This is a genomic window from Sphingosinicella humi (genome assembly GCF_003129465.1).
Classification (GTDB): domain Bacteria; phylum Pseudomonadota; class Alphaproteobacteria; order Sphingomonadales; family Sphingomonadaceae; genus Allosphingosinicella; species Allosphingosinicella humi.
Map to the genome: position 1 here is coordinate 1,733,098 of NZ_QFFF01000001.1, position 11,358 is coordinate 1,744,455.

General features: G+C 67.2%; 7 protein-coding genes and 2 pseudogenes. 2 read left to right on the forward strand and 7 right to left on the reverse strand.

The window, feature by feature from the left end:
- Nucleotides 1-16: 16 nt before the first annotated feature.
- Nucleotides 17-1,093 carry a sensor histidine kinase gene (locus tag DF286_RS08625; RefSeq protein ID WP_158274649.1) on the reverse strand — a complete coding sequence of 359 codons (1,077 nt, stop codon included), beginning with the start codon at nt 1,091-1,093 and terminating at the stop codon, nt 17-19.
- A 333-nt stretch (nt 1,094-1,426) separates the two neighbouring features.
- Between DF286_RS08625 and DF286_RS08630 the strand changes: the two genes are divergently transcribed.
- Nucleotides 1,427-2,914 carry a hypothetical protein gene (locus tag DF286_RS08630; protein ID WP_109271062.1) on the forward strand — a complete coding sequence of 496 codons (1,488 nt, stop codon included), beginning with the start codon at nt 1,427-1,429 and terminating at the stop codon, nt 2,912-2,914.
- A gap of 113 nt (nt 2,915-3,027) precedes the next feature.
- The gene (locus DF286_RS08635; protein WP_109271063.1) at nt 3,028-3,609 is read left to right on the forward strand and encodes a fasciclin domain-containing protein; all 582 of its coding nucleotides are present in this window, start codon (nt 3,028-3,030) and stop codon (nt 3,607-3,609) included.
- A gap of 8 nt (nt 3,610-3,617) precedes the next feature.
- On the opposite strand, the gene DF286_RS08640 is transcribed toward DF286_RS08635, so the two are convergent.
- The 6 genes and pseudogenes from DF286_RS08640 to scpA all read right to left on the reverse strand — a co-directional run bounded on the left by DF286_RS08640 (nt 3,618) and on the right by scpA (nt 11,237).
- Nucleotides 3,618-4,850, reverse strand: coding sequence for a TCR/Tet family MFS transporter (locus tag DF286_RS08640; RefSeq protein ID WP_109271064.1), 1,233 nt, complete (start codon nt 4,848-4,850; stop codon nt 3,618-3,620).
- 168 nt (nt 4,851-5,018) lie between these two features.
- Nucleotides 5,019-5,711, reverse strand: a pseudogene (locus DF286_RS08645) (biotin/lipoyl-containing protein); the annotation flags it as partial.
- 28 nt (nt 5,712-5,739) lie between these two features.
- Nucleotides 5,740-7,131, reverse strand: a pseudogene (locus DF286_RS08650) (acetyl-CoA carboxylase biotin carboxylase subunit); the annotation flags it as partial.
- Nucleotides 7,132-7,135: 4 nt separating this feature from the next.
- Entirely contained in the window at nt 7,136-7,975 is an 840-nt protein-coding gene (locus DF286_RS08655) for an alpha/beta hydrolase (RefSeq protein WP_109271066.1), read from the reverse strand.
- Nucleotides 7,972-8,985 carry a biotin synthase BioB gene (gene bioB, locus DF286_RS08660; RefSeq protein ID WP_109271067.1) on the reverse strand — a complete coding sequence of 338 codons (1,014 nt, stop codon included), beginning with the start codon at nt 8,983-8,985 and terminating at the stop codon, nt 7,972-7,974. The genes DF286_RS08655 and bioB overlap by 4 nt, the downstream gene beginning before the upstream one ends.
- Complete coding sequence (gene scpA, locus DF286_RS08665) at nt 8,982-11,237, reverse strand: methylmalonyl-CoA mutase (RefSeq protein ID WP_109272103.1); 2,256 nt, start codon at nt 11,235-11,237, stop codon at nt 8,982-8,984. Before scpA ends, bioB begins: the two co-directional genes overlap by 4 nt.
- Nucleotides 11,238-11,358 lie beyond the last annotated feature (121 nt).

Consider the following 11,358-nt stretch of genomic DNA (forward strand, 5'->3'; position numbering starts at 1 on the left):
GGCGCGGCCGCGCGAGTCAATCGGCTCGTTGGATACCCGGAATGCAGATGGTGGCGGTGTAGAAGTCCTCGCCGCGCTCGGTCGTCAGGCTGGCCGCCTTGCCATAGACGGCCTCCAGCCGCCGCTCGACATTGATCAGGCCGACTCCCGTGCCGTGCATTCCCACGGTGCGGGAACCGGCATGATCGTTGGCGACGGTGATGCAGAGATCCTTGTCCTCGATCACGGCGCGGACGGTGATGGTGACCGGATCCCGGGACGGGGCGACGCCGTGCTTGACGGCATTCTCGACCAGCGGCTGGACGAGAAAGCCGGGGACGAGCGCCCGGCCGGCATCGGCGTCGCAGTCGATCTCGACGTTCAGCCGCTCGCCGAAGCGGACACCTTCGATGTCGAGATATTCCTCGATGAGGGACAGCTCGTGCTCGAGGGGCACCAGCTCCGCCGGGTCGCAGGCAAGCGAGGTGCGCAGGAAGCTCGACAGCTTGTCCGTCATCAGCTCCGCATCCTCGTTGCGGCGGGTGACGATGAGGGCCGAGATCGAATTGAGCGTGTTGAACAGGAAATGGGGATTGAGCTGGTAGCGGAGCGCGGCGAGCTGCGCCTGCTGCGCCGCCGAGCGGGCGTCGACCAGCTGCCGCTCCTGGCGAAGCTCCCGGCGCCGCGCGAAGCTCAGCTGGAAGAAGGCCATGTTGACGCCGAAGACGAGCGTATAGTTGAGCGCTGAAGGATAGCCGCGCTCCAGCGTCCGCTGGAGATTGCTCCAGGAGGACTCGACGTTGGCGGCGACCCAATCGGTATAGGCGAGATCGAAGACGGTATTGGCCACCGCCACGGTGAAGACCGTTGCGACCAGGATCAGGATGCGCGCCGTCTGCGGCCAGTCGACCGTTTTGCGGAACACCCAGAACATCGCCATCGCGAAGGCGAACGAGACGAAATAGGTCGAGAAATCGAGCGCCATGCTGCCGACGCCCGCATCCCAGTGGCGGATGATGATCGTCGGCAGGAAGATGATCGCGACGAACAGCCACAGAGCGAGCGTCAGGAGGATCGCCTCCCGCCACCGCGCATCGGAACTCGCGGACCGCATGATCGAGACAACCCTCCCCCTGAGCGGAGGCGTAGCTAGCCGCAATGTCCCTGGCCTGTCACTCATCATCAGCATCGGGCCGCACCATCCGCTCCCGTTCACGCCTTCGCCCAGCATGGCGTGACGAAAATGCGCGCCGCTGCGACCAACGCGTCGTTTTCCGAGCCAGCCCGGGTCCGCACGGGCTTACGAACGCCATGATGAACGACCTGTTCAGAGGGGGTTTAACCTCGCGGGTCCATCTGCGGGGCTGGTGCGGCGAGCCGATGGAATCGGCCAGGAACGGCCCTTTTCTCCCGCTCGTTTTTGTAGCGAACCAAAGGAGACAGTCATATGCGTAGGCTCCTCATGCTCGCCGGCGCAGCCGCGATGGCCTTTTCGATGCCCGCCGCCGCCAAGGATCAACCGCGAGGCAACGGCAAGTCCGCCCAGAATAAGGAGCGCGGGCAGTCGCGCGCTCGCGCGGACGGGCGTGCCGAGCGCCGGCAGAAGCAGGCCCAGGCGCGAAGCCGGGCGCGGGCCGAGGCTCGAGCCGATCGCCGGCAGGCCCGCGCACAGAACGAGCGGCGAGCCGATCGCCGGCAGGCCCGGGCGCAGAATGAGCGTCGGGCGGAACGCCGGCAGGCGCAGGCGGGCGGTCGCGCCCGGGCGGACGCGCAGCGCGAATGGCGCGAGGTCGCGCAGCGCCGCCAGCAGCGCCGCGCCACGGCCGCTCGCCAGGAGCGGGCGCAGGAGCAACGTCAGGCCCAGCGGGCGCGGACGTCCGAACGGCGCGAGCGCGCGGAGCGTCTCGTGACCCGCGATAGGGTCGAGGACCGCCGCGATCGGCGGCAGCGCGCCGAGGCGCGTGAGCGCCGCCAGGACATTCGTAAGCGCCAGCAGCGTCTGGCCTCCCGCGAGCGGCTGGAGGACCGTCGCGAGGCCGCTGCGCGGCGCGACCTCCGCTCTGATCGCCGGGAACGCCAGCAGCGTATCGCCGCGCGCGAGCGTCGCCAGGACATGAGACAGCGCATCGCTGCGCGCGAGCGCCGGGCGGATCGTCGCGAACGGCTTCAGGACCGCCGCCGTTGGCAGCGGGAACTGGCGCGCGATCGCCGCGACGATCGCCGCGCCTTCCAGCGGCGCCTGGCCGCCCGCGAACGCTGGCTCGACCGGGAGCGCTATTATGCCGCGCAGGCGCGCCGCTATCGCAGGGCCAGCTACGATTGGGACGACTACGACTATCGCTACCTCTATCGGAACGTCGAACCGGCCTATTTCTACTCGGCCAGCAACTTCCTGCCGGTCGGGCGCTCGGCTCCGCCGGCCTGGGCGCCCGCCTGGGGCCGCCGCTACAACGTGCCCTATCGCTATCAGGACATCTACTACGACACGCCGTCCGACTATTATCGCTATGACGACGGCTACATCTATCGCGTGGATAGCGGGTCCAACCTGATCGCGGATGTGATCCCGCTGCTGGGCGGAGGCTTTGCCGTCGGACAGCTGATGCCGGTCGGCTATGACGCCTACAACGTCCCCTATCCGTACCGGGATTATTATTACGACACGGACGATGCCTATTATCGCTACGGCGACGGCGGCATCTTCCAGGTCGATCCCTCGACCGGGATGATCGAGGCGATCGTGGCGCTGCTGGCGGGCGATCTCAACATCGGCCAGCCACTGCCGACCGGCTACGACGCCTACAATCTGCCGCTCCAGTATCGCGATCAATATGTCGACAATGACGACTATATCTATCGCTACGCTGACGGGAACATCTACCAGGCGGATGCCCAGACGGGGCTGATCGAGAACGTCATGTCCGCCTTGATCTGACGACGCGCGAGGACGGGTCGAAGGGGGCTGCTCCGAACGGGGCGGCCCCTTTTTCGTAACGCAACCGGCACGGCTGCTCATGCGTAGTGCCGGTGAGAAAGGGAGTGAGGGTCATGCGTGTCAGCTTTCTGGCGATGGCGGCCGCGGCGGCTGTCGTGGCGGGATGCAGCGGCGAGGAGCGCGCCGAGCAGAACGCGGCGGTGGCCACACCGGGAAATGCCAGCGAAACCGTCCGCCAGCCCGCGGGCCAGGGCACCATCGCCCAGTTGCTCGGCGGATCGGCTGATCATTCGAGATTGGCCGGCGCCTTGCGGGCGGCGGGGCTGGAGGCGACGCTGGCCGGCCCGGGCCCCTACACCATCTTCGCGCCCACCGACGCCGCGTTCGAGAAGCTTCCGGGCGCGACCGCCGATAGCCTGATGCAGGCCGAGCAGAAAGCGCGGCTCACCTCGATCCTCACCTATCATATCGTCCCCGGCGTCGTGATGGCGGCGGACCTCGCCAAGGCTGTCGAGGCGGGTGGCGGCAAGGCGGTGTTGGCGACGCTGGGCGGCGGCAACGTGACCGTAACCGCCGTGGACGGCACCCTCGTCATCACCGATGCCAAAGGCGGGCAGGCCCGCGTGATCCGGCCGGACGGGACGCCATCGAACGGCGTCGTCCATGGCATCGACGCGGTGCTGATGCCGAGCTGAACCCGGGCTCAGGCGGGCTCCGGAACGCTCCGCCGGCCGACCTCGCGGCCGATGATCCCGGCCGCGAGCAACACGGCGGCGGCGATGAAGAAGGAGGTGCCGGCGTGGGGCAAAGCCGGCGCGGCGCCGACCGACATCGAATAGACGAAGCCGAAGAAGAGGGGCGAGGCGATGCCGGCAATGCTCGCCACGCTCATATTGGCGCCCTGCAGCTGGCCCTGCTCCGATTCCGATACTCGCCGCGTCATGAGCGACTGCAAGGTCGGCATGGCGAAGCCCCACAGCGCGTTGGGGACGATCGCCAGCGCGAAGGCCAGCCCGGTCGGGGCGAGACCCATCGCCGCCAGCCCCGCCGCACCGCCGAAGAGGCCGAAGATCATCGTCCTCCGATCACCCCATTTCTTCACCAGCGGCCCGACGAGAACGCCCTGCACCAGCATGTCGAGGGCGCCCGCGAGCGCCAGCACCAGGCCCACTTCCCAGGCGCTCCAGCCATATCGATAGGCGGCGTAGAGAACGAAGACGGCGGAAAAGACGTGATGCGCGAAATAGAGAAGGAAGTTGACCGCCGAGAGCCCCGTCAGCTCGGGATGCGAGCGGAGCAGCTTCAGCGCGCCGAACGGATTGGCTCGCTTCCAAGCGAAGGCCATTCGCTTTTCGGACGGCAGGGATTCGGGCAGCACGAACAGGCCGTAGAGGAAGGCGAGGGCGCTCAAGGCGGCCGCCGCCCAGAAGGGTACGCGCGGCCCCCATTCGCCGAGCACGCCGCCGATCAACGGCCCGGCGATGAACCCAGCGCTGAAGGCGGCCCCGATCAGGCCATAGGCGCGGGCGCGGCCTTCGGGCGGGGTGATGTCCGCCATATAGGCGAAGACGGTCGTGAAGCTCGACGAGGTGATCCCGCCGAGGATGCGCCCCACCGCCAGCCACCAGAGGTTCGGCGCCAGCGCCATCAGCGCGAAATCGGCGGCGAGGCCGGCGGTGGAGATGAGGATCACCGGGCGGCGGCCGTGATGGTCGGACAGGGATCCGATCACCGGCGAGAAGATGAACTGCATCCCCGCCCACAGGGTCACGAACAGCCCGTTGTAGATGCCCGCCTGGGCGTTCGAGCCGGTGAACTCCTCGATCAGCGTCGGGAGCACGGGAATGACGATCCCCATCGCCATGATGTCGAGCACGGCGGTCACGAAGATGAAGGCGATCGCGGGCCGAAAGCGCGAGCGCGGAAGAACAGTCATGGCTCGCTCCTGGGAAAGGAGCGGGCTCATAGCTAGACGCGGAGAAGAAAACTAGATCATCGTCAATCTGGATCTACGCTCCGCAGCGTCATTGCGAGCGAAGCGAAGCAACCCCGTGGTCGGCGCGGCGCTGGATTGCGTCGTCGCTCCGCTCTTCGCAATGACGGCTTACTCGAATTCCAGGATGACCGCGTCGACGGCGAGGCTGTCGCCCGGCTTCGCCTCTACCTTGGCCACGATGCCTGCCTTCTCGGCGCGAAGGATGTTCTCCATCTTCATCGCCTCGACCACCGCGAGCGGCTGGCCGGCCTCGACCTTGTCGCCCTCGCCGACATGGAGCGCGGTGAGGAGGCCGGGCATCGGGCAGAGCAGATATTTGGAGAGATCGGGCGGCGTCTTCTCGATCATGTGGGCGGCGAGCCTGGCGGTGTGGGGATCGAGGACCCGGACCGAGTGGCGGGCGCCGCGCGTCGTGAACAGCCACGAGGAGCCGTTGCGCTCGACCTGCACGGTGAGCGGCTCGCCGTCGATCAGGGCTTCGACGACGCGCTGGCCCGGCGTGTAGCCGAGATCGAGGGTCATCGCCTGTCCCTCAACGGCGATGCCCTCGCCATTGACGGACACGTCGAAATCGCGGCCGTCGATGCGGGCGACCCATTTTGCCGGCGGCTCCAGCGGCTCGCCGAGTTGGCCGTCGATGTGACGGGCCCGCCTCGCCTCCGCGGTCGTGATGAGGGCCCCCAGCGCGGCGAGGTTTCGCTGCAGTGCCTCGCCGGCAGGCGCACCGTTGAAGCCCTCCGGATACTCCTCGGCGATGAAGCCGGTGGTGAGGCGTCCCTCGCGGAACCGGGGATGCTGCATCGAGGGCCCCCAGCGCGGCGAGGTTTCGCTGCAGTGCCTCGCCGGCAGGCGCACCGTTGAAGCCCTCCGGATACTCCTCGGCGATGAAGCCGGTGGTGAGGCGTCCCTCGCGGAACCGGGGATGCTGCCTCAGCGCGGAGAGGAAATCGATATTGTGGCCGATGCCGTCGATGGCGAAAGCGTCCAGCGCGGTGATCTGGCGGTCGATCGCCTCCTCGCGGGTGGCGCCATAGGTGATGAGCTTCGCGATCATCGGATCGTAGAACATCGACACTTCGCCGCCCTCGACGACGCCGTCATCGACGCGCACGCCATCCCTCTCGGCGGGCGGGCGGTAGCGCACCAAGCGGCCAGTCGAGGGGAGGAAGCCGCGATAAGGGTCCTCTGCATAGACGCGGTTCTCGACCGCCCAGCCCGTCAGCGTCACGTCATCCTGGGTGAAGCCCAATTTCTCGCCATAGGCGACGCGGATCATCTGTTCGACGAGGTCGAGGCCGGTCACGCATTCCGTCACCGGATGCTCGACCTGGAGCCGGGTGTTCATCTCGAGAAAGTAGAAGCTCTTGCCGCTGGTATCGGCGCCGCTGACGATGAGCTCGACCGTGCCCGCGCTGTAATAGCCCACGGCCCGCGCCAGCGCGACGGCCTGCTCGCCCATCGCCTTGCGCATTTCGGGCGTGACGAAGGGGGAGGGCGCCTCCTCGACCACCTTCTGGTGGCGGCGCTGGACCGAACATTCGCGCTCGCCGAGGTAAACGATGTTGCCGTGCTGGTCGCCCAGCACCTGGATCTCGATATGGCGCGGGCTCTCGATGAACTTCTCGATGAAGACGCGGTCGTCGCCGAAGCTGGCGAGGCCTTCGCGCTTGGTCGCCTCGAAGCCTTCGCGGACGTCCTTCTCGGACCAGGCGAGACGCATGCCCTTGCCGCCGCCGCCCGCGGACGCCTTCATCATCACCGGATAGCCGATGTCGCCGGCGATCTTCACCGCCTCTTCGGTGTTCGCGATCTCGCCGAGATAGCCGGGGACGACGTTGACGCCCGCCTGCTTGGCGAGCTTCTTGGACTCAATCTTGTCGCCCATCGCGGCGATGGCATTGGGCGGCGGGCCGATGAAGGCGATGCCGGCCTCGGCCAGCGCCTGGGCGAAGCTGGTGCGTTCGGACAGGAAGCCGTAGCCCGGGTGCACGGCCTCGGCTCCCGTCGCCTTGCAGGCTTCGATGATCTTGTCGGCGATGAGGTAGCTCTCGGCGGCGGGCGGCGGGCCGATATGCACGGCCTCGTCAGCCATCTTCACATGCGGCGCGCGCGCGTCGGCGTCCGAATAGACCGCAACCGTTGCGATCCCCATCCTCTTGGCGGTGCGGATGACGCGGCAGGCGATTTCGCCGCGATTGGCGATCAGGATTTTCTTGAACATCGTTTCAGCGCGATCCTTCGGTGTCGGGCTTCGGATAGAAGGCGCGCAGCGCCTCATATGCGGTGGCGTGGTAGATTGACGAATGGGACTGGTCGTGGCGGGGCTCGTAGCGCCAGTCGAGCGAAGCCGGCGCGCCGGCTTTCAGAGCTGCGACGAGCCGGTCCATGCCCGACTGCATTTCGCGCCCCTCGTCGCCGATGCTGAGCCAGAGCGAGCGCTTGTCGCCATCCTGCTTCGCGAGCAGGTCGGCCGCTTCCTTCGACAGCGATTCATTGTCCCACCAGAGGCTGGGGCTGATCGCGACATAGCGGTCGAACGTGCCCGGCGCGCGCAGGAAGGTCTCGACGACGAACAGGCCGGCAAAGGATTCCCCCAGCACGCCCGTGTCGCCGCTGGTGCGATAATGGGCGTCGACGAAAGGCTCGACCTCGTCGGCGATGAAACGGCGGAAGTCGGCCGCTCCGCCGGCGGTCGGGAACTCCTTCTGGAGCGCCGGGTCGGCGGTGGGCGACGTCAGCTCCTTCCGGCGGTCGACCGTCTCGACGCCGACGACGATGATCTCCTCCATCGACCCCCAGGGAAAGCCGCCGAGCTGCGCGAGGCCGGTGATGTGGTGGAAGTCCTGATCGGTTCCGCCGTCGAGGAGGTAAAGAACCGGATAGCGCTTCCCGCCTCCGGCATAGCTGGCGGGCGTGTAGACGTTGATCGTTCGCTCGGCGCCCAAGGCCTTGGATGGCAGCCTGTAGGACTGACCGATGACGATCGGCGTCGCCGCCGGCGGCTCGGCAAGCGCAGGCGCTGCCCACAGCATCATCAGCGCGGCGAGGAGCGCCCGCGCGCTCATTCCGCCGCCACTCTTGCCGGCTCCTCGCTCGTCATCGGCTGCAGTCCCAGCTTTTCGAACAGCACGGCGTCGGCGCCGGCGCCGGCATTGCCGGTGGTGAGCAGCTTGTCGCCCGTGAAGATCGAGTTCGCGCCGGCCATGAAGCAGAGCGCCTGCGTCGATTCAGACATGCTCTCGCGCCCCGCCGAAAGGCGGACCATCGAGTTCGGCATGACGATGCGGGCGACGGCGACGGTGCGGACGAATTCGATGTCGTCGATCTTCGCCAGCGGCGTGCCGGCCAGCATGTCGCCGAGCACGGTGCCCTTTACCGGCACCAGTGCGTTGATCGGCACGCTTTCGGGATGGGCGGGGAGGCTCGCCAGGGCGTGAAGGAAGCCGACCCGATCCTCTCGGCTCTCGCCCATGCCGACGATGCCGCCGCAGCAGACCGACATGCCCGAGGCGCGGACGTGGCTTAGCGTTTCCAGCCGGTCCTCATAGGTGCGGGTGGTGATGACCTCGCCATAATATTCGGGCGAGGTGTCGAGATTGTGGTTGTAATAGTCGAGGCCGGCCTCGGCGAGACGATCGGCCTGGTCCCGGCTCAGCATGCCCAAGGTCATGCAGGTCTCCAGCCCCATGGCCTTGACCCCCGCGACCATCGCGCAGAGCGTGCCCATGTCTCGTTCCTTGGGGTTGCGCCATGCCGCGCCCATGCAAAAGCGGCCGGAGCCGGCGGCCTTCGCCTCGGCCGCGGCCGCCAGCACCGCGTCCACGTCCATCAGCTTCTCGGCCTTGAGGCCGCTCTCCGCACGCGCCGACTGGCTGCAATAGCCGCAATCCTCCGGGCAGCCGCCGGTCTTGATCGAGAGGAGGGTGGAGAGCTGGACCTCGTTCGCCAGGTGATAGGCTCGGTGGACCTGCTGGGCCTGGAGCAGGAGGTCGAGCAAGGGGCGATCGAACAGCGCGGCGATTTCCGCGCGAGTCCAATCGGTCCGGAACGAATTATCTTCTTTGCACAGACTCATTCAGCGGCTTCCTCGAGCGGGGGGAGGTTGTGGCCGAGCAGCTTCAGCACTTCGCCGGCGGCTTCGACCAGATTGGTGCCGGGGCCAAAAATGGCCTGAACGCCGGCTTCGCGCAGCATGTCGTAATCCTGCGAGGGAATGACGCCGCCGACGACGACCTTGATGTCGGCGCGGCCCAGGTCCTTCAGGTGGCCGATCAGCTCGGGCACCAGCGTCTTGTGGCCGGCGGCGAGGCTGGAGGCGCCGACGACGTCCACGTCCTTGTCCACCGCCATCCGCGCGCTCTCTTCCGGCGTCTGGAAGAGCGGGCCGGGCACGACCTCGAAGCCTAGGTCGGCGAAGGCCGAGGCGACGAGGTTGGCGCCGCGGTCGTGACCGTCCTGGCCCATCTTGGCGACGAGCAGGCGGGGCTTGCGGCCGAGGCGGCGGCCGACGGCGGCGACGCCCTGTTCGGCCTGGCCCCAGCGCGGGTCTCCCGCATAGGCGCCGCCATAGATGCCGGTGACGGGCTCCGGCACCGTGTCGTAGCGGCCGAACACATCCTCCAGCGCGGCGGAGATTTCGCCCAGGGTGCAGCGGGCGCGGGCACATTCCACCGCCAGAGCAAGCAGGTTCGTCCGCTCAAACCCCCGTTCGTCCTGAGCGGAGGCCGATCCTGGATCGGCCGTAGTCGAAGGGCGCTTGGCATCGGTCTCGGTGGAGCGCCCCTCGACTTCGCTCGCGACGAACGAATGTCTGGCGCCCTGCTTGAGCGCCTCCAAGGCAGCCCGCGCCTTTGTCTCATCCCGCTCGGCCCGGACCTTCTCGATGCGCGCGATCTGTCCGGCGCGGACCTTGGCGTTGTCGACTTCGAGGATGTCGATCGGCGGCTCGTCCTTGAGGCGGTAGCGGTTGACGCCGACGATCACGTCCTCGCCCCTGTCGGCGCGCGCGGCGCGCGCGGCCGAGGCTTCCTCGATGCGGCGCTTGGGCATGCCTTCGGCGACGGCCGAAGTCATGCCGCCCATCGCTTCGACTTCCTCGATCAGCGCCCAGGCCTTGTCGGCCAGCTCCTTGGTCAGCGCCTCGACATAATAGGAGCCGCCCAAGGGATCGGCGACATTGGTGATGCCGGTCTCCTCGGCGATGACGAGCTGGGTGTTGCGGGCGATGCGCGCGGAGAAGTCGGTCGGCAGCGCGATCGCCTCATCGAAGCTGTTGGTGTGGAGGGACTGCGTCCCGCCCAGGACGGCCGCCATCGCCTCGATCGTGGTGCGGATGATGTTGTTATAGGGATCCTGCTCGGTGAGGCTGACGCCCGACGTTTGGCAATGGGTGCGCAGCATCTTGGACTTGGGGTTCTTCGCCTCGAAGCCCTCCATGATGCGGTGCCACAGCAGGCGCGCGGCGCGGAGCTTGGCGACTTCCATGAAGAAGTTCATGCCGATCGCGAAGAAGAAGCTGAGGCGCGGGGCGAAGGCGTCGACGTCCAGCCCCTTGGCCGTAGCGGCGCGCACATATTCCATACCGTCGGCGAGGGTGAAGGCGAGCTCCTGCACCGCCGTCGCGCCGGCTTCCTGCATGTGGTAGCCGCTGATCGAGATGGAGTTGAAGCGCGGCATGTGGCGCGAGGTGTAGCCGATGATGTCGGCCACGATCCGCATCGAGGGTTCGGGCGGATAGATATAGGTGTTGCGGACCGCGAACTCCTTGAGGATGTCGTTCTGGATCGTGCCCGAAAGCTGGTCCTGAGAAACGCCCTGTTCCTCGGCGGCGACGATGTAGAAGGCGAGCACCGGTAGCACCGCGCCGTTCATCGTCATAGAGACCGACATGTCGCCCAAGGGAATGCCGTCGAAGAGGATCTTCATGTCCTCGACCGTGTCGATCGCGACACCCGCCTTGCCGACGTCGCCGGTGACGCGGGGATGGTCGCTGTCATAGCCGCGGTGGGTCGCGAGATCGAAGGCGACGGACAGGCCCTTCTGCCCGGCGGCGAGGTTGCGCCGATAGAAGGCGTTCGATTCCTCGGCGGTCGAGAAGCCCGCATATTGGCGGATCGTCCAGGGCCGGCCGGTGTACATCGATGCATAGGGGCCGCGCGTGAACGGCGCGAAGCCGGGGAGGCCCGGATCGAGGTCGGCGATGTCCTCCGCCGTGTAGAGCGGCCTCACGGCAATGCCTTCCGGCGTGTGCCAGGTGAGGTCCTTGCCCTTCACTTCCTTGTCGGCGCGGTCCTGCCAATCGGCCGGGGTGGGTTTCTTGTCAGTCACGTTTGTTTCCATACCAAAATCGCTCATCCTGAGGAGCCGCTGAGTTTATCGAAGCGGCGTCTCGAAGGACGCACTGCCTCTCTCGGCCCTTCGAGACAGGCCTTCGCCAGGCTCAGTCCTT

Bases quoted from the DNA above. Each gene is read 5' to 3' on its own strand.
- DF286_RS08640 (WP_109271064.1), bottom strand. From the start codon at position 4,850: ATGACTGTTCTTCCGCGCTCGCGCTTTCGGCCCGCGATCGCCTTCATC.
- DF286_RS08655 (WP_109271066.1), bottom strand. From the start codon at position 7,975: ATGAGCGCGCGGGCGCTCCTCGCCGCGCTGATGATGCTGTGGGCAGCG.
- DF286_RS08630 (WP_109271062.1), top strand. From the start codon at position 1,427: ATGCGTAGGCTCCTCATGCTCGCCGGCGCAGCCGCGATGGCCTTTTCG.
- bioB (WP_109271067.1), bottom strand. From the start codon at position 8,985: ATGAGTCTGTGCAAAGAAGATAATTCGTTCCGGACCGATTGGACTCGC.
- DF286_RS08635 (WP_109271063.1), top strand. From the start codon at position 3,028: ATGCGTGTCAGCTTTCTGGCGATGGCGGCCGCGGCGGCTGTCGTGGCG.
- DF286_RS08625 (WP_158274649.1), bottom strand. From the start codon at position 1,093: ATGCGGTCCGCGAGTTCCGATGCGCGGTGGCGGGAGGCGATCCTCCTG.